Raw genomic sequence first — 18,229 nt, 5'->3', positions numbered from 1 at the left:
CAGGGTGTATGCCCTCCCGCCAGTCACAAATTCTAGTGCTCGCAGCTGAAGGCTGGCAGACTGCTTGTCCTTTCACGCTGTCAGTTTTGAGGCTGTATGCCATCGTTTTCTCAGCGTCACATCGTCTTGGCCAGCTACATCATTATTGCTGGCGGCCTGCTATTGGTTTTCCCGTTGCGTTTGTTGCCCAGCCTGCTGGCGGGCTTGTTGGTGTTCGAACTGGTCAATATGCTCACCCCGCAATTGCAGCGTCTGATTGCCGGGCGCCGTGCGCGCTGGCTGGCGGTGGCTTTGCTGGGTACGGTGATTGTCAGCGTACTGGCGCTGATCTTTGCCGGTGCCATCAGTTTTCTGTTGCATGAGGCGGAAAACCCCGGCGCTTCACTGAATAAATTCATGGCCGTAGTCGATCGGGCCCGCGGCCAGTTGCCGCCGTTCCTGGACAGCTACCTGCCAGCCAGTGCTGCCGAGTTCCGGATTGCCATCGGGCAATGGATGAACAAGCACCTCAGCGATCTGCAACTGGTGGGCAAAGACGCCGCGCATATGTTCGTGACCCTGCTGATCGGCATGGTGCTGGGGGCCATCATGGCCTTGCAGACCATTCCTGATATCAGCCGCCGCAAGCCGCTGTCGGCTGCGCTGTTCGAGCGTCTGCACCTGCTGGTACAAGCCTTTCGCAATATCGTTTTTGCGCAAATCAAGATCGCGCTGCTCAACACGGTATTTACCGGGATCTTTCTGGCTGTAGTCCTGCCGCTGCTGGGCGTGCATCTGCCGCTGACCAAAACCCTGATCGTGCTGACCTTCCTGCTGGGTTTGCTGCCGGTGATTGGCAACCTGATTTCCAACACCCTGATCACTATCGTCGGTTTATCGCTGTCGATCTGGGTGGCGATCGGGGCGCTGGGTTATCTGATTGTTATCCACAAGCTGGAATACTTCCTCAACGCCAAGATTGTCGGGGGGCAAATCAGTGCCAAGTCGTGGGAATTGCTGCTGGCGATGCTGGTCTTTGAAGCAGCCTTCGGCCTGCCGGGCGTGGTGGCGGGGCCGATCTACTATGCATATTTGAAGAGTGAGCTGAAGCAGGTGGGGTTGGTGTAACGGCTTGCCCCAACCCTCTCCCGGACGGAGAGGGTTGGGGCGAGGGTATTAGCCGTAACGCTTTTTAGCCTCAATCGCCAGACCGCTGCCGATGCTGCCGAAGATGTTGCCTTCAACATGCTGCGCATTCGGCAACATGGCCGCGACGCTCTGGCGCAAGGCCGGAATCCCGCTCGAACCACCGGTGAAGAACACCGTATCCACCTGCTCGACACCCACGCCGGCATTGCCCAGCAATTGCGTCACGCTGTTGCGGATGCGTTCCAGCTGGTTGTCGATGGACTCTTCAAACATCGCCCGGCTCAGGTTTACGCTCAACCCCGCTTCAACCCGGTCCAGCGGCACATGGCGGCTGTCGTTGTGGGTCAGTTCGATCTTGGTCTGCTCGATTTCCATCGCCAGCCAGTGTCCGGCACGCTGCTCGATCAGTTTGAACAGACGGTCGATACCGCCGGTATCCTCAATGTCGTAACGCATGCTGCCCAGCGACAGCTGGGATTTTTGCGAGTACACGGAGTTGATGGTGTGCCAGGTCGCCAGGTTCATGTGATGGCTGGTAGGCATGTAGGCACCGCTTTTCATGCGGCTGCCGTAGCCGAACAATGGCATCACGCCTTGCAGGCTCAGCTGTTTGTCGAAATCGGTACCGCCCACGTGTACGCCGCCGGTGGCCAGAATATCGTCCTGGCGGTTGTCCAGGCCACGGCGCTCGGGCGACAGGCGCACCAGGGAGAAGTCGGACGTACCACCACCGATATCGACAATCAGCACCAGCTCTTCGCGCTCGATGGTGGACTCATAGTCAAATGCCGCGGCGATCGGTTCGTACTGGAAGGACACTTCCTTGAAGCCGATGGCGCGTGCCACGTCGGTCAGGGTGTTTTCGGCTTCCTGGTCGGCCAGGGGGTCGTCGTCGACGAAAAATACCGGGCGACCGAGTACCACTTCTTCGAATTCACGACCGGCGGTCGCTTCGGCGCGCTTTTTCAGCTGGGCGATAAACAGCCCCAGCAAGTCCTTGAACGGCATCGCCGTGCCCAGAACGCTGGTGTCGTGCTTGATCAGCTTGGAACCCAGCAGGCTTTTGAGCGAGCGCATCAGGCGGCCTTCGTAGCCTTCCAGGTACTCATGCAGCGCCAGACGACCATACACCGGGCGGCGTTCTTCCATATTGAAGAACACCACCGAGGGCAGGGTGATCTTGTCGTCCTCCAGCGCAATGAGGGTTTCCACGCCTGGACGCAGCCAGCCGACGGTGGAGTTTGACGTGCCGAAGTCGATACCGCAGGCACGTGCTGGAGAGGCGCTTTTCATGTCTTTCGTGTTCCGGTCAAAAAACGGCCGCGCAGTGTATGTCAGACCGCCGCAGAATCGAAGCACGACTAATCGTTAAATCGCAGGTTTTAATCCACTTGAAAGACTATCCTTGATCCCCAAACTTCCAGTCATTGGCGTGGCAGTCTTTAGGCTGCCGATAAACATTGGCAGCGCTGTTCTTGAGGCCGGTCAAATGACAGGCCGGGCAACCGGAGCATTCTGGTGACCTGAGCTGCGCGATATTGATAACGGATGGTGATCCTTACATGGACTTCAAAGACTATTACAAGATCCTGGGTGTCGAGCCCACGGCGGACGATAAGGCGATCAAGACCGCCTATCGCAAGCTGGCGCGCAAGTATCACCCGGATGTGAGCAAGGAAAAGGACGCCGAGAGCAAGTTCAAGGATGTCAACGAGGCGTATGAAGCGCTTAAAAGCGCCGAAAAACGCGCTGAATACGACGAAATTCGCAAATACGGCCAGCATGGCCAGCCGTTCCAGGGGCCGCCGGGCTGGCAAGGCCGTTCCAGCGGCGGTTTCGAAGACAATGGCGATTTTTCGGACTTCTTCAGCTCGATCTTCGGTTCGCGTGGTGGCGGTTTTGGTGGGCAATCAGGCCGCAGTGCGGGCCGTCGCGGGCAGGATGTTGAAATGGAGTTGCCGATTTTCCTTGAAGAAACCCTGTCGGGTGAGTCCAAGCCCATCAGCTTTCAGATAGGCGGGGTCAGCAAGACCCTGAACGTGAAGATCCCGGCCGGTGTGACCGACGGTGAGCGCATCCGCCTTAAAGGCCAGGGTGGCCCGGGCGTGGGTGGCGGGGCCAACGGTGATCTGTACCTGATCATCCGTTTTGCACCGCATCCGAAGTTCGATGTTGAAGGCCATGACCTGGTTATCACGGTTCCTCTGGCGCCGTGGGAAGCTGCGCTGGGCACCAAGGTGGCGATACCGACCCTGACCAGCAAGGTGATGATGACCATTCGCCCTGACAGCCAGAGCGGTCAGCGCATGCGCATCAAGGGCCACGGCCTGGTGGACAAGCAAGGCCAGCGTGGTGATTTGTATGCGCAACTGAAAGTGGTCATGCCGACCCATGGCGACGAGGCCACCAAGGCCCTGTGGCAAGAACTTGCCGACAAAGCAGCATTTGATCCGAGAGCCCAATGGAGTAACTGATCATGAGCAGCACCCTGATCGTTCAGCTGGACATGGAAAGGTTCTGCGAAGAGGCCAATATCCCGGCCACTTACGTGATAGAGATTGTCGAACACGGAATTATCGAACCTCAGGGCCGCACGCCTGACGTGTGGCGTTTTGAAGACTACGAACTGGTCATCGCCAGACGCGCGGCCAAGCTGCGTGATGATCTGCAGATGGAATGGGAGGGCGTGGCGCTGGCGCTGGACCTGCTCGAGGAAGTGCAGCAATTGCGTGCTGAAAATCAGCGATTGAAGCAGCAGTTGGGGCGGTTTGTGACGCAATAGATGAAGCCTGCCTAAAGGCTCTGTGGGAGCTGGCTTGCCTGCGATGGCCTCGGTGCGGTGTTCCTGATAGACCGCGGCGACTGCATCGCGAGCAAGCCCCTCCCACAGATGGCGTTTGCCCAGGGCTCAGGCGTTTTTGGGCAACACCACCGTAAACGTCGTGCCCTCGGCTTCGGTCGAGGTCACGTCGATGCTGCCCTGGTGGGCGTCCACCACTTCCTTGATGATAAACAACCCCAGGCCCAGGCTGGTGGATGTACCCGGCTGGGTCAGGTCTTCGCTCGGGCTGCGCACCAGCGGGTCGAACAGGGTGCCCAGGGCGTCTTCGGCGATGGGCATGCCCAGGTTGTGCACGCGCAAGGTCACCGCTTCGCTGTCCCCGCTCAGGTGCAATGTCACCTTGCCCCGGCGCGCACCGTGCTGCAGGGCATTGCCGATCAGGTTTTGCAGCAGTTGCCCCAACCGGCGCGGATCCCAGTGCCCTTGCACATCACCTTCGACCTGCAGTGCCGGCGCGCAATCCGGTTGCCCGGCGCAGGCTTCATCCAGCGCCGCCTGGCAGGCCTGGGCAAGGTCCATCGGCTCGGGCTCGATCGGCAGGCTGGTGCCCAGACGGCTGCGCACAAACTCCAGCAGGTCATTGACCATCGCGCCCATATGCCGCGTGCCGTTTCTGATGGCCAGCAGATAAGGCTGCGCCGCAGGGTCAAGGCTGGTTTTGCGCTCCAGCATTTCACTGGACATGCTCACTGCTTGCAACGGTGCGCGCAGGTCATGACCCAGGATGGCAAGGAAGATGTCGCGTGAGCGATTGACCTGTTCGGCATAGGCCGCGGTGGACTCGGCCAGGGCCTGGTCAATGGCTTCGTTGAAGCGGATCATGTCGAGCAGGTGCTCGTGGGCCGGGGCCTGGATGCTGGCGACCCACAGGCGGATGACGCAGGCGCGCAGGTGGCGGAACTCCGAAGTCATCTGCACCAGATCAAAACCCACGGTATGGCGCAGTTCGCCGTGGCTGGCAGCTGCTTCATCCAGCGCAGGGCTCGTTTCGGGGCCTTCACCCTCGGCCTTGGCCTGCTGCTCGCTGGCCGTTTGCGCGGTGTTCATGTCCCGCGAAGCAGCCAGCAGGATTTCCCTGGCATGGTCGCGCAGCGCGACGCTGTTCATGGATTCGGCTGCCGGGGTAATGGTTTCGGCAAACTGCTCCCATTCATCGACGATGCGATCTACATTGAGCACGATGAATTCAGATAGGCCCATGGCCACACGCCTTGCTGCAAGAGCGGTTGTAAAAAATGGAGCCGCATCTTAACGCCAAATGCAGCGTTCCAGTACAACCGCCAATCCCCCTGCAAATACGGGGTGTCAGAACAGGAAGTAGCGCTGTGCCATCGGCAGGACCTCGGCCGGTTCACACCACAGCAATACACCGTCGGCCTTGACCTGATAGGTCTGCGGGTCGACTTCGATCGCGGGCAGATAGCCGTTGTGGATCAGATCCTTTTTCTGCACATCCCGGCAGCCCTTTACCACCGCGATTTGCTTTTGCAAACCCAGCGCTGCGGGGACGCCCGCGTCAAACGCGGCCTGGCTGATAAAGGTCAGGCAGGTGGCGTGGCGCGAGCCGCCGTAGCTGGCGAACATCGGGCGATAGTGAACCGGTTGCGGCGTGGGGATCGAGGCGTTGGCATCGCCCATCAGGCTTGCCGCAATGGCCCCGCCCTTGATGATCAACGTCGGTTTGACGCCGAAAAACGCCGGGCGCCACAGCACCAGGTCGGCCCACTTGCCGACTTCGATCGAGCCCACTTCATGGCTTACGCCATGGGTGATCGCCGGGTTGATGGTGTATTTGGCGATATAGCGCTTGGCGCGGAAGTTATCGTTGCCCGGTGCATCCTCAGGCAGCGGCCCGCGCTGTTTTTTCATCTTGTCGGCGGTTTGCCAGGTGCGCGTGATCACTTCACCCACCCGGCCCATGGCCTGGCTGTCGGAGCTGATCATCGAGAACGCGCCCAGGTCATGGAGGATGTCTTCGGCGGCGATGGTCTCGCGGCGGATCCGGCTTTCGGCGAAAGCCACGTCCTCGGCGATGCTCGGGTCGAGGTGATGGCAGACCATCAGCATGTCGAGGTGTTCGTCGATGGTGTTGCGCGTAAAAGGCCGCGTCGGGTTGGTGGAGCTGGGCAGCACGTTGGTCAGGCCGCAGGCCTTGATGATGTCCGGCGCATGCCCGCCACCGGCACCTTCGGTGTGATAGGTGTGGATGGTGCGGCCCTTGAAGGCGGCGAGGGTGGTTTCGACAAAGCCCGACTCGTTCAGGGTGTCGCTGTGGATCGCCACTTGCACGTCATAGAGGTCGGCAACGGTCAGGCAGTTGTCGATGGACGCCGGGGTGGTGCCCCAGTCTTCGTGCAGCTTGAGGCCGATGGCTCCGGCTTCGACCTGTTCGATCAGCGGTTGCGGCAGGCTGGCGTTGCCCTTACCGGTAAAGCCCATGTTCATCGGGAACGAATCGGCGGCCTGAAGCATGCGCGCCATGTGCCACGGCCCCGAAGTGCAGGTGGTGGCATTGGTGCCGGTGGCCGGGCCGGTACCGCCGCCGATCATGGTGGTCACGCCGCTGTTGAGCGCTTCTTCGATCTGTTGCGGGCAGATAAAGTGGATATGGGTGTCGATGCCGCCTGCGGTGAGGATCATGCCTTCGCCGGCGATCACTTCGGTGCTGGCGCCGATGGCGATGGTGACGTTGGGCTGGATATCCGGGTTGCCGGCCTTGCCGATGGCGTGGATGCGCCCGTTCTTGAGGCCCACATCGGCTTTGACAATGCCCCAGTGATCGATAATCAGCGCATTGGTGATCAGCGTGTCGACCACTTCACTGGCGAGCAGTTGGCTCTGCCCCATGCCGTCACGAATCACCTTGCCACCGCCGAACTTCACTTCTTCGCCGTAGGTGGTGAAGTCGTGCTCGACCTCAATCCACAACTCGGTGTCGGCCAGGCGGATCTTGTCGCCGACGGTGGGGCCGAACATGTCGGCGTAAGCCTGACGGGAGATTTTCATGGTGAGTTCCTAAAAATTGGTCCGGACCCTGTGGGTCAATCCAGATTGCCCATCACCCGCCCGGCGAAGCCGAACACCCGGCGCAGACCGGCCAGCTCCACCAGTTCCACTTCACGGGTTTGCCCCGGCTCGAAGCGCACGGCGGTGCCAGCCGGAATGTTCAGGCGCATGCCGCGACTGTCGCCACGGTCAAACATCAGGGCGTCGTTGGTTTCAAAAAAGTGATAATGCGAGCCGACCTGGATCGGGCGGTCGCCACGATTGGCTACGCTCAGGACCAGGGTGCGGCGGCCGACGTTCAGTTCGATCTCGCCCGACTCAATGCGGTATTCGCCCGGGATCATTGCGGCTCACTCAGGGTCTTGAAGTAGATGGCCGTGGGGCTGTAGTGGCCGTCGGGGCTTTGGCAGTAGTTGGGCAACTCGCCCACGCGGGTGTAGCCCAGGGCACTGTAGAAGTTCTCCGCCGGGGAGCCGGCTTCGGTGTCCAGGTGCAACAGGCCGCGCTTTTGCTCGCGGGCGCCTTGCTCCAGGGCGTGGATCAGTACCTGTCCCAGGCCGCGGCGACGCACTTCATTGAGCACCAGCAGTTTTTGCACCTCGGCACGGTTCAGGCCGTTGGCCTTCTGGCACAGCACCAGTTGCACGCTGGCCAGCACGCGCTGGTCTTCGACCAGTACCCACAGCAGCAGATTGCCTTGTTCCAGTTGCCCGTGAACTTCGTTGAAGTAACGGCTGGCCTGAGGCTGATCCAGATCGTTCATGAAACCCACCGATGCGCCGTGCCCGACCGCATCGAGCAGCAACACAATCAAGTCATCGCGGTATTGAGCAAAGCTCTGCGCCGTCACGCGTACCACCTGTTCGGCGTTCATTGTGCGAGCTCCTTGGGCGGCAGGGCGCCGGGGTTAAGCATCAGTTGCATAAAAGTCAGGTCTAGCCAGCGGCCGAACTTGATCCCCACTTGCGGCATGCGCCCGCTGGTGACAAAGCCCAGTTGCCTGTGGACATGGATCGAGGCCGCGTTGGCGCCTTCGATGGCGGCGACCATCACATGCTTGTCGCAGGCACGGGCGCGCTTGATCAACTCGGCCAGCAACTGTGGCCCGAGTTTTTTGCCGCGCTGCTCGGGGTGGATATACACCGAGTGCTCAACGGTATGGCGAAAGCCCTCGAACGGCCGCCAGTCGCCGAACGAGGCATAGCCCAGGGCGATATTGGTGTCGTCGACGATCACCAGAATCGGGTAACCCTGGGCCTGTCGTGCGTCGAACCACCGCTGGCGGTTGTCCAGGTCTACGGTGTTTTCGTTCCATATGGCCAGGGTGTTGAGCACCGCATCGTTGTAGATATCGCGAATCGCCGGCAGATCCGCCGCGACTGCATCACGAATGACATAAGACATGCTCGGCCTCAGGCGATGGGTTGGTGGACGGTGACCAGCTTGGTGCCATCCGGGAAGGTGGCTTCGACCTGGATATCGGGGATCATTTCCGGAATGCCTTCCATCACCTGGTCGCGGGTCAGCAGGGTGGTGCCATAGTGCATCAGCTCAGCGACGGTGCGGCCATCGCGGGCACCTTCGAGCAGGGCTGCGGAGATATAGGCGATGGTTTCCGGGTAGTTGAGAATCACACCGCGGGCCAGCCGCCGCTCGGCCAGCAGGCCGGCGGTGAAGATCAGCATCTTGTCTTTTTCGCGTGGAGTCAGGTCCATGGTCGGGTCCGTGTTCGGCAGTTAAAAATGAGTCGGGCCTTGGCCCTCACCCTCTCCCAGAGGGAGAGGGGCTCTTCAGGTACTCCAGATGCGTGGCGCCAACGCCTCGCGCCCCAGCAATGCCGGGCGCAGCAAGCGCCATAAATCGATCAGCCAGCTGCGCGCCTGCAAGGCTTCACTGGCCAGGCAGCGCGCTACCAGTAGACCCGGTAATTGAGTCAAATCACCGCGTACCGGGTTGGCCAGCGCGCGGCAGCGTTCCAGCAGCTCGGCACTGACTTCACCCGTTACCAGCAAGGTGGCAAACACCGGGTTGCCATCCAGGCCGATGGGCGAGTCCAGCAGCCCGTCGCCGCCTGCAATGCGCTGGCGTTCATGCCAGAGCAACTGGCCGTCGCGGCGGATATCCAGGCGTGACTGAAAATGCCCGTGCTCAAAACGCTCGCCGCTGGCCAGCCGCCCCAACGCCACCATGTCCCAGTAAAACAGCCGTGCATCGCCAGCAAGTTCGATACGGGTGGTGAGTTCGGCCTGGGCTGCGCTTAACACGATGGTTTCTTGCGGCAGCCATTCCAGGGTCGCGCCGGCAGCCACGTTCAATTCGACTGTCTGGTAAGCCGGGCCCGCCGCGCGATACCACTTGGCCGCGCCGGGGCTGGTCAATTGCGCCCAGGCATCGGGGCCGACGCTGGCGCTGATATTCAGTTGGTCACCCCCGGCAATCCCCCCCGGCGGGTGGACGATGATGTGCTGGCACACCTCGGGGCCTTCGGCGTACAAATGCTTTTGCACCCGCAACGGGCCGAGGTGGCGCCGCAGGGTAGGGCGGGTGCTGTCGCCAAAACGGCCATAGCCCAGCTCCAGCTCGGCGAGCCAGCTGGGGGTGAACAATGCGGTATTGGCCGGCAGGTTCATATGTAGGACTTCTTTGTAAGAAAAGCACCAGGAAAGAGGGACAGATTAAATCGTCACCAGCCCGCGCACACCCTCTGTTTGCATATTTTCGCCACGCCCCTGTTGCACGATTTCACCTCGCGACATCACCAGATACTGATCGGCCAGTTCTTCGGCAAAGTCATAAAACTGCTCCACCAGCAAAATCGCCATATCGCCGCGGGCGGCGAGCATTTTGATCACTGCGCCGATCTCCTTGATCACCGAGGGCTGGATGCCTTCGGTGGGCTCGTCGAGGATCAGCAGACGCGGGCGGCTGGCCAGTGCGCGACCGATGGCCAGCTGTTGCTGCTGGCCGCCGGACAAATCGCCGCCGCGCCGGTGTTTCATTTGCAGCAGCACCGGGAACAGTTCGTAGATAAACGCCGGCACTTCCCTGGCCTCGGCGCCGGGAAAGCGCGACAGGCCCATCAGCAGGTTTTCTTCCACTGTCAGGCGCCCGAAAATCTCCCGGCCCTGGGGCACATAGGCGATCCCGGCGTGGACCCGCTGATGAGGCTTGAGCGTGGTGATGGGCTGGCCCTCCCACTGCACGCTGCCTTCCTTGACCGGCAACAGGCCCATCAGGCATTTGAGCAGGGTGGTCTTGCCCACGCCATTACGGCCGAGCAGGCAGGTGACTTCACCGACTTTGACCTCGAAGGACAGGCCGCGAAGGATATGACTGCCGCCGTAGTATTGGTGCAGTTTTTCGACGTTAAGCATGTTCAGTTCTCTCCATGCCCCCTGTGGGAGCGGGCAGTTTTCAGCGACCCAGGTAGACTTCGATCACCCGTTCATCCGCCTGCACCTGCTCCAGCGAGCCTTCGGCCAATACGCTGCCCTGGTGCAGCACGGTGACGTGGTCGGCAATCGAGCCGACAAAGCCCATGTCATGCTCCACCACCATCAGCGAATGTTTGCCCGCCAGGCTCTTGAACAGCTCGGCGGTGAATTCGGTTTCGGCATCGGTCATGCCCGCCACCGGCTCGTCGAGCAACAGCAGTTGCGGGTCCTGCATCAACAACATGCCGATTTCCAGAAACTGTTTCTGCCCGTGGGACAACAGCCCCGCAGGCCGCAGGGCCGAGCCGGTCAGGCGGATGGTATGCAGCACTTCGCCGATACGGTCCTTTTGCTCTCCTGTCAGTTTCGCGCGCAGGCTGGCCCACACCGACTTGTCGGTCTTCTGCGCCAGCTCCAGGTTCTCGAACACGCTCAGGGCCTCGAATACCGTGGGCTTCTGGAACTTTCGGCCAATCCCGGCCTGGGCGATCTGTACTTCGCTCATCTGGCGCAGGTCGAGGGTTTCGCCAAACCAGGCCTGGCCTTCGCTGGGCCGGGTCTTGCCGGTGATCACATCCATCATGGTGGTCTTGCCCGCACCATTGGGGCCGATGATGCAGCGCAGTTCACCGACGCCGATATACAGGTTGAGGTTGTTCAGGGCCTTGAAGCCATCGAAGCTGACGCTGATGTCTTCCAGGGTCAGGAGGGTGCCGTGGCGGGTGTTCAGGCCCGGCCCGGCGGCTTGTCCCAGGCCGATGGCGTCGCGACTGCTGCCAGCGTCCAGCACCGGTTCGAGCATGAATTCGGCGGTCGGTGTGATTCTCATTGTTCGCCCCTTTTCTTCAGCAGGCCGATCACGCCTTTTGGCAGGTACAGGGTCACGACGATAAACAGCGCCCCGAGAAAGAACAGCCAGTATTCGGGGAAGGCCACGGTAAACCAGCTTTTCATGCCATTGACCACGCCTGCCCCCAGCAGCGGGCCGATCAGGGTGCCGCGCCCGCCGAGGGCGACCCATACGGCGGCTTCGATGGAGTTGGTCGGCGACATTTCACCCGGGTTGATAATGCCCACCTGGGGCACATACAAGGCCCCGGCCAGGCCGCACAGCACGGCGCTCAGTACCCAGACGAACAGCTTGAAACCGCGTGGGTCGTAGCCGCAGAACATCAGGCGGTTTTCCGCGTCGCGCAGTGCGGTCAATACCCGGCCGAACTTGCTGCGCGCCAGTCGCCAGCCAAGGAACAGGCTGGTCACCAGCAGCAGCACGGTGGCCAAAAACAGCGCCGCGCGCGTGCCCGGCTCGGTGATGCCAAAGCCCAGAATACTGCGAAAATTGGTGAAGCCGTTGTTGCCGCCAAAGCCGGTTTCGTTGCGGAAAAACAGCAGCATTCCGGCGAAGGTCAGGGCCTGGGTCATGATCGAGAAGTACACGCCCTTGATCCGCGAGCGAAAGGCGAAAAAGCCGAACACCAGGGCCAGCAGGCCGGGGGCCAATACCACCAGACACATTGCCCACCAGAAATGCTCGGTACCGACCCAGTACCATGGCAGCTCGGTCCACGACAAAAAGGTCATAAAGGCCGGCAGCTCGTCGCCCGAGGCCTGGCGCATCAGGTACATACCCATTGCGTAACCGCCCAGGGCGAAGAACAGGCCATGGCCGAGCGACAGCAGCCCGGCGTAGCCCCAGACCAGATCCAGGGCCAGGGCGACAATGGCGTAGCAGAGAATCTTGCCCACCAGCGTCAGCGTGTAGGCCGAGACCTGCAACGGGCTGTCGGCGGGCAACAGCGAGAGCAGCGGCAGGGCCAGCAATACCAGCAGGACCAGAACGCCCACCAGTGTAGTGACCGCAGGTCCGGCCTTTTGTGCAGCAGTGACCATCAGAGGCTGATTCATCAGTCGATCACCCGTCCTTTAAGCGCGAAGAGCCCCTGCGGACGCTTCTGGATAAACAGAATGATCAGTCCCAGGATCAGGATTTTGCCCAGCACGGCACCGATCTGCGGTTCGAGGATCTTGTTGGCGATACCCAGGCCAAAGGCCGCATACACAGTACCGGCCAATTGGCCGACGCCGCCCAGCACCACCACCAGAAACGAGTCGATGATGTAGCCCTGTCCCAGATCCGGGCCCACGTTGCCGACCTGGCTCAAGGCCACGCCGCCAAGTCCGGCAATCCCCGAGCCCAGGCCGAAGGCGAGCATGTCCACGCGCCCGGTGGGTACACCGCAGCAGGCAGCCATGTTGCGGTTCTGGGTAACGGCGCGCACGTTGAGGCCCAAACGGGTCTTGTTCAGCAGCAGCCAGGTCAGTACCACCACGGCCAGGGCGAAGACGATGATCACCAGACGGTTATACGGCAACACCAGGTTGGGCAGCACTTGCAGCCCGCCCGACAGCCAGGCCGGGTTGGCCACTTCGACGTTTTGCGCGCCGAACAGCACACGTACCAGCTGGATCAGGATCAGGCTGATGCCCCAGGTGGCAAGCAATGTCTCCAGCGGGCGGCCGTAGAGGTGACGGATGATGGTGCGCTCCAGCAGCATGCCCACGGCTGCGGTAACGAAGAACGCCACGGGCAGGGCCAGCAGCGGGTAGAACTCGATGGCGCCGGGAGCAAAGCGCTGGAACAGCAACTGCACGCAGTAGGTGGAATAGGCGCCGAGCATCAGCATTTCGCCGTGGGCCATATTGATCACCCCCAGCAGGCCAAAGGTGATGGCCAGGCCGAGTGCAGCCAGCAGCAGGATCGATCCGAGGGACAAACCGCTGAACGCCTGCCCCAGCAGGTCGCCGATCAGCAGCTTGCGTTTGATTTGCACCAGGCTGGTTTCGGCGGCGGTGTGCACGCTGGCATCGGTTTCTACCCCTGGTTGCAGCAGGTTTTCGAGGCGGGTCCGGGCCAGCGGTTCGCCAGTTTCGCCCAGCAGGCGCACGGCGGCCAGACGCACGGCAGGGTTGGGGTCGACCAATTGCAGATTGGCCAGCGCCAGGCTTAATGCGCTGTGCACATCGCTGTCCTTTTCAGCGGCCAGTTGTTGGTCGAGGAAATTGAGTTGCGCCGGTTTGGCGGATTTCTGCAATTGTTGCGCTGCGCTCAAGCGCAGCTTGGGGTCGGCTGCCAGCAGTTGATGGCTGGCCAGTGCGGTATCGATCAAGCCGCGCAAGCGGTTGTTCAGGCGCAGGGTTTTAACCTGGCCGTCTACGCTGATCTGGCCTTGTTGCAGGCTATTGATCAGCTCTACACGGGCGGGTGCCGGTTGTGCCGCCCAGCTTTCGAGTAGCGTGGCTTGCTGTGAGTTAGTGGCTGCGGCGAAGTCGCTGGCGTCGTCGGCGTGGGCGGCCAGGGGCAGCAACAGCAGTAGCGCGACGATAACGCGGTAAAGGGCAGTGGGCATAGTTATGGCCTTGCACAGATAGAAGCAATTCAACACACCTGTGGGAGCGGGCTTGCTCGCGATGCAGGCAACGCGGTCTTTCAGTCAAACCGTGTTGACTGCATCGCGAGCAAGCCCGCTCCCACAAAAGCACAACGATGAGGCTGGCCTCAGTTACTCTTCACCGCGTAATCCGGCTTCTTGTCATTGCCCGGGATGTAAGGGCTCCACGGCTGGGCGCGGATCGGCCCTTCGGTCTGCCATACCACGCTGAACTGCCCGTCCGGCTGGATCTCGCCGATCATTACCGGCTTGTGCAGGTGATGGTTGGTCTTGTCCATCGTCAGGGTGTAGCCCGAAGGCGCGGCAAAGGTCTGGCCCGCCAGGGCTTCGCGCACCTTGTCGACATCGGTGGACTTGGCTTTTTCGGCCGCCTGGGCCCACATGTGAATGCCCACGTAGGTAGCTTCCATCGGGTCGTTGGTCACGGCCTTGTCGGCGCCCGGCAGGTTGTGTTTTTTGGCGTAGGCTTTCCAGTCAGCCACGAATTTGGCGTTGACCGGGTTCTCTACCGACTGGAAGTAGTTCCACGCCGCCAGGTTACCCACCAGCGGTTTGGTGTCGATGCCGCGCAGCTCCTCTTCACCCACCGAGAACGCGATCACCGGCACGTCGGTCGCTTTCAGGCCCTGGTTGGCCAGCTCTTTATAGAAGGGCACGTTGGAGTCACCGTTGACCGTGGAGATCACCGCTGTCTTGCCGCCCGCCGAGAACTTTTTGATATTGGCCACGATGGTCTGGTAGTCGCTGTGGCCAAACGGGGTGTAGACCTCTTCGATGTCCTTGTCGGCCACGCCTTTGGAATGCAGGAATGCGCGCAGGATCTTGTTGGTGGTGCGCGGGTACACGTAGTCGGTGCCCAGCAGCACAAAACGTTTGGCGCTGCCGCCGTCTTCGCTCATCAGGTATTCCACCGCTGGAATCGCTTGCTGGTTCGGCGCCGCGCCGGTGTAGAAGACGTTGGGCGACATCTCTTCGCCTTCGTATTGCACCGGGTAGAACAGCAGGCCGTTGAGTTCTTCAAACACCGGCAGTACCGATTTGCGCGACACCGATGTCCAGCAGCCGAACACCACCGCAACCTTGTCCTGAGTCAGCAACTGGCGGCCCTTTTCGGCAAACAGTGGCCAGTTGGAGGCCGGGTCGACTACTACGGGTTCGAGCATCTTGCCGTTGACACCGCCCTTGGCGTTGATCTCGTCAATGGTCATCAGGGCCATGTCTTTGAGCGAGGTTTCGGAGATCGCCATGGTTCCGGACAACGAATGCAAAATCCCTACTTTGATGGTCTCGGCGGCTTGCACCGTCCAGGTCATGCCCATGGCTGCGATGGAGGCGCTCAGGGTGAAAGCCTTGATCAAGCTACGACGCTTCATGGTGCGATCTCCAGGTCTCTGATTTTTAGTGATGAATTCAATGACTGGAGAGGTCTTTAGCAAAGGCTGTGCCTATACCTGAAAAGGGCTCTGGAACAGTATTTTGCGCGAAGAGTGGGCGCGACGACGCACCCGTTTGGTGCCGCCGGGAAGGGGTGGTGCGGGGTTATGCTTCACCTTGGTGCTTTGCGGGTTTGACTCACTACCGCCCTGTCAGGCGGTGTTAGCGTTTGCGCATCAACCCGATAAAAAACAGCCCGCCAATCGCCGCCGTGGCCACGCCTATGGGCAGGTCTTCGGGGGCGATCAGGGTGCGTGCCGCCACGTCGACCCAGACCAGGAACACACTGCCCAGCAAGGCGGATACCGGCAGCAGACGTCGATGCTCCGCGCCCACCAGGCGGCGGGCGATATGCGGAATCATCAGCCCGACAAAACCAATGGAGCCACTGATGGCCACCAGCACGCCGGTCATCAGCGAGGCGATCAAAAATACCCGCAGGCGCACATTGCGCGCATTCAAGCCCAGGGTCACGGCGGTTTGTTCGCCGGCCATCAGGGCATTCAGCGGGCGTGCCATACCCAGCAGCAACACCAGCCCCAGCAGCACGCTGGCGCTGGGGATGGCCAGCAGCTCCCAGCGCGCCAGTCCCAGCCCGCCGAGCATCCAGAACAGCACCGCGGAACTGGCCCGGTGGTCGCCCAGAAACAGCAGGGTATTGGCCACGGCCATCATCACAAAGGATACGGCCACGCCGCACAACAGCAAACGGTCGCTGTCGAGCCGGCCGTGTCGGCTGGCGATGGCCAGTACCAGAGCCATGCTCAACAGCGCCCCGATAAATGCGGCAATGGGCAGGGTCAGCAGCCCGACGATTTCGCCCACATGCAGCACCACAATCACCGCCCCCAGCGTGGCGCCGCTGGTCACACCCAGCAGGTGCGGGTCGGCCAGGGGGTTGCGGGTCACGGCCTGCAACACCGCGCCGATCAGTGCCAGCCCTGCGCCCACCAGCGCCCCCAGCAACATGCGCGGCACGCGGATCAGCCACACGATATGTTCCTGGCCCGCGCTCCAGTTAACGTCGCCGATGCCAAACAGCTTGTGCAGCAGAATCTGCCACACCACGTCCACTGGCACCCGCGCCGGGCCAAAACCCAGCGAAACCACACACGACACCAGCAGCAATGCGCCAAGACCAGTGAGCAACAGGGCGTAGCGGCTGGCTATCATTGCGGGTGAAAGCCTTTAGCCAGGGTTTCGATGGCGAGCACGTTGTCGATGCCCGGCGTGGCCTGCACATAAGGGATAACGATAAAGCGCTTGTTACGGATCGCGTCTACCGATTGCAGCGCCGGGTTGGTTTCCAGGAAGCGTTGTTTCTGCTCGGCGGTGACCTCGCTGTAATCAACGATCACGATGACTTCGGGGTTGCGCTCGACCACGGTTTCCCAATTGATACGGGTCCAGCTGGCGTCGATATCGCTGAGGATATCGTTGCCACCGGCGGCTTCGATCAATGCGTGGGGGATACCCAGTTTGCCCGAAGTCATGGCCCGGTCTTCACCGCTGTCATACAGGAAAACCCGGGGCTTCGAGGTGGGCAGGGTGTTTTGGACGTCTGCAATTTTTGCCTGCATCTGGGCGATCAACGCACTGGCGCGATCCTGCACGTCGAAGATCCTGCCCAGGTTGCGCAGGTCGTTATAGGTGTCTTCCATGCTGGCGGGCGGGCGCTTCATCACAAATGCGCAGGACTCGGTCAGCTCATACACATTGATGCCCAGCGGGGTCAGGGTTTGCGGCGTGAGGTCGCCGCCCACGCGCATGCCGTAGTCCCAGCCGGCGAAGAAGAAATCGACGTTGGCATTGAGCAGGGTTTCCACTGACGGGTATTTGCTCGCCAGTTCCGGCAGACCATCGAGGATCACTTTCATCTGCGGGGTCACGGCCTTCCACCCGCTGATCCCGCTGTAGCCGGCCATGTGTGGCTTGAGACCGAGGGCGAGCATCATCTGGGTCATGTTGATGTCATGGCTGACCGCGTGTTTGGGGGCCTGGTCGAAGGTCACGTCGCGATTGCAACTCTTGATAGTCAGCGGGTACTGCGTGGCCTCGGCAAAGGCCAGGGGCGAGGCGAGCACTGCGCCCAGGCAGAGGGCGAAACGAATCAGGTTCATGCGTGGGTTATCCAGGTTATGCGCGGGTAGCCGGACAGCGGATGGTCGTCGATCAGGGCCGCCACGCCAAACACGTCGCGCAACAGCTCCACAGTCAAGACTTCACGGGGCGTGCCGCTGGCGATGATCTTGCCGTGGTCAATGACGTACAGCCGGTCACAAAAGGCAGCGGCCAGATTGAGGTCGTGGATGCTGGCCAGGGTGCCGATGTTCAGGCGCTTGACCAGTTGCAGCAACTCCAGCTGATAGCGCGGGTCGAGGTGATTGGTGGGCTCGTCGAGGATCAGCAGTTCGGGTTGCTGGGTCAGGGCACGGGCCAGGATCACCCGTTGTTTTTCGCCGCCCGAGAGGGTGGCGAAAGCGTGGTCTTCAAAACCCTGCAGGCCGACGGATGCGAGGGCGTTTGTGGCCAGTTGGCGATCAGCTTGGGTGTCGCCATCGAACAGGCCTTTGTGCGGGGTACGGCCCATGGCGACCACTTCATCGACGGTCAGGCCGAAAGTGTCGGGGAATTCTTGCAACACCACGGCGATGCGTTGCGCGCACCAGCGGGGTGATTGCTGCCAGAGATTGTGGCGGTCGAGCTGGACAGTGCCCGATTGCGGCTTGCTGAAACGGTAGGCGCAGCGCAACAGGCTGGTCTTGCCGCTGCCGTTGGGCCCGATCAGCCCCACAAACTCACCTGCAGCGACATGCAGGTTGGCATCACGCAGCTGGAACTGGTGATGGCAATGGCCGTGGCCCAGAGGGCTCCAGGCGAGTTGGGTGAGGGTGAGGCGGGTCATAAAAGTCCGGTTGTTCTTTAAAGTCAAAAGC

General features: G+C 61.2%; 19 protein-coding genes. 3 read left to right on the top strand and 16 right to left on the bottom strand.

Annotated elements, in window-relative coordinates; translation table 11 throughout:
* Positions 1-96: 96 nt before the first annotated feature.
* On the top strand, positions 97-1,107 hold the full coding sequence (locus PPTH39_RS17905; protein WP_095000993.1) for an AI-2E family transporter: 1,011 nt from the start codon (positions 97-99) through the stop codon (positions 1,105-1,107).
* A gap of 48 nt (positions 1,108-1,155) precedes the next feature.
* On the opposite strand, the gene PPTH39_RS17900 is transcribed toward PPTH39_RS17905, so the two are convergent.
* Positions 1,156-2,421 carry an Hsp70 family protein gene (locus PPTH39_RS17900; protein ID WP_095000994.1) on the bottom strand — a complete coding sequence of 422 codons (1,266 nt, stop codon included), beginning with the start codon at positions 2,419-2,421 and terminating at the stop codon, positions 1,156-1,158.
* 269 nt (positions 2,422-2,690) lie between these two features.
* Between PPTH39_RS17900 and cbpA the strand changes: the two genes are divergently transcribed.
* Positions 2,691-3,602, top strand: a complete 912-nt coding sequence (gene cbpA, locus PPTH39_RS17895) for a curved DNA-binding protein (RefSeq protein WP_095000995.1) — start codon at positions 2,691-2,693, stop codon at positions 3,600-3,602.
* 2 nt (positions 3,603-3,604) lie between these two features.
* Positions 3,605-3,910, top strand: coding sequence for a chaperone modulator CbpM (locus PPTH39_RS17890; protein WP_095000996.1), 306 nt, complete (start codon positions 3,605-3,607; stop codon positions 3,908-3,910).
* Between the two features lie 126 nt (positions 3,911-4,036).
* Here PPTH39_RS17890 and PPTH39_RS17885 read toward each other — a convergent pair whose 3' ends face one another.
* The 15 genes from PPTH39_RS17885 to PPTH39_RS17815 all read right to left on the bottom strand — a co-directional run bounded on the left by PPTH39_RS17885 (position 4,037) and on the right by PPTH39_RS17815 (position 18,198).
* Positions 4,037-5,170, bottom strand: coding sequence for a sensor histidine kinase (locus PPTH39_RS17885; protein ID WP_095017665.1), 1,134 nt, complete (start codon positions 5,168-5,170; stop codon positions 4,037-4,039).
* Positions 5,171-5,275: 105 nt separating this feature from the next.
* A complete protein-coding gene (ureC, locus tag PPTH39_RS17880; protein ID WP_095025263.1) occupies positions 5,276-6,976 on the bottom strand; it encodes an urease subunit alpha in 1,701 nt (566 codons plus the stop codon).
* 35 nt (positions 6,977-7,011) lie between these two features.
* A complete protein-coding gene (locus PPTH39_RS17875) occupies positions 7,012-7,320 on the bottom strand; it encodes an urease subunit beta (protein WP_095000999.1) in 309 nt (102 codons plus the stop codon).
* Positions 7,317-7,850: a GNAT family N-acetyltransferase gene (locus PPTH39_RS17870; protein WP_095017663.1), complete on the bottom strand. Its 534-nt coding sequence runs from the start codon at positions 7,848-7,850 to the stop codon at positions 7,317-7,319. The genes PPTH39_RS17875 and PPTH39_RS17870 overlap by 4 nt, the downstream gene beginning before the upstream one ends.
* A complete protein-coding gene (locus tag PPTH39_RS17865) occupies positions 7,847-8,380 on the bottom strand; it encodes a GNAT family N-acetyltransferase (protein WP_095038947.1) in 534 nt (177 codons plus the stop codon). The genes PPTH39_RS17870 and PPTH39_RS17865 overlap by 4 nt, the downstream gene beginning before the upstream one ends.
* A gap of 8 nt (positions 8,381-8,388) precedes the next feature.
* Complete coding sequence (gene ureA / locus PPTH39_RS17860) at positions 8,389-8,691, bottom strand: urease subunit gamma (RefSeq protein ID WP_016783355.1); 303 nt, start codon at positions 8,689-8,691, stop codon at positions 8,389-8,391.
* Positions 8,692-8,766: 75 nt separating this feature from the next.
* Complete coding sequence (locus PPTH39_RS17855) at positions 8,767-9,606, bottom strand: urease accessory protein UreD (RefSeq protein WP_130872271.1); 840 nt, start codon at positions 9,604-9,606, stop codon at positions 8,767-8,769.
* A gap of 45 nt (positions 9,607-9,651) precedes the next feature.
* Positions 9,652-10,350 (bottom strand): urea ABC transporter ATP-binding subunit UrtE, encoded by a 699-nt coding sequence (gene urtE / locus PPTH39_RS17850; RefSeq protein ID WP_095024332.1) that lies wholly within the window; start codon positions 10,348-10,350, stop codon positions 9,652-9,654.
* Positions 10,351-10,390: 40 nt separating this feature from the next.
* The gene (gene urtD, locus PPTH39_RS17845) at positions 10,391-11,239 is read right to left on the bottom strand and encodes an urea ABC transporter ATP-binding protein UrtD (RefSeq protein WP_095001004.1); all 849 of its coding nucleotides are present in this window, start codon (positions 11,237-11,239) and stop codon (positions 10,391-10,393) included.
* Positions 11,236-12,315 carry an urea ABC transporter permease subunit UrtC gene (gene urtC / locus PPTH39_RS17840; protein WP_095020797.1) on the bottom strand — a complete coding sequence of 360 codons (1,080 nt, stop codon included), beginning with the start codon at positions 12,313-12,315 and terminating at the stop codon, positions 11,236-11,238. The genes urtD and urtC overlap by 4 nt, the downstream gene beginning before the upstream one ends.
* Positions 12,315-13,817, bottom strand: coding sequence for an urea ABC transporter permease subunit UrtB (urtB, locus tag PPTH39_RS17835; protein WP_095017660.1), 1,503 nt, complete (start codon positions 13,815-13,817; stop codon positions 12,315-12,317). Before urtB ends, urtC begins: the two co-directional genes overlap by 1 nt.
* A gap of 149 nt (positions 13,818-13,966) precedes the next feature.
* Positions 13,967-15,232 carry an urea ABC transporter substrate-binding protein gene (gene urtA / locus PPTH39_RS17830; RefSeq protein ID WP_095017659.1) on the bottom strand — a complete coding sequence of 422 codons (1,266 nt, stop codon included), beginning with the start codon at positions 15,230-15,232 and terminating at the stop codon, positions 13,967-13,969.
* A gap of 223 nt (positions 15,233-15,455) precedes the next feature.
* Positions 15,456-16,466 carry a FecCD family ABC transporter permease gene (locus PPTH39_RS17825; protein ID WP_095017658.1) on the bottom strand — a complete coding sequence of 337 codons (1,011 nt, stop codon included), beginning with the start codon at positions 16,464-16,466 and terminating at the stop codon, positions 15,456-15,458.
* Positions 16,463-17,413, bottom strand: a complete 951-nt coding sequence (locus tag PPTH39_RS17820; protein ID WP_095001009.1) for an ABC transporter substrate-binding protein — start codon at positions 17,411-17,413, stop codon at positions 16,463-16,465. Before PPTH39_RS17820 ends, PPTH39_RS17825 begins: the two co-directional genes overlap by 4 nt.
* Positions 17,410-18,198, bottom strand: a complete 789-nt coding sequence (locus PPTH39_RS17815) for an ABC transporter ATP-binding protein (RefSeq protein WP_095001010.1) — start codon at positions 18,196-18,198, stop codon at positions 17,410-17,412. Before PPTH39_RS17815 ends, PPTH39_RS17820 begins: the two co-directional genes overlap by 4 nt.
* Positions 18,199-18,229: the final 31 nt, after the last annotated feature.

Source organism: Pseudomonas bubulae (assembly GCF_900618535.1).
In the GTDB taxonomy this organism is placed as follows: domain Bacteria; phylum Pseudomonadota; class Gammaproteobacteria; order Pseudomonadales; family Pseudomonadaceae; genus Aquipseudomonas; species Aquipseudomonas bubulae.
Note: the sequence above shows the minus strand (reverse complement) of the source record. Positions and strands in the feature narration are given on the sequence as shown.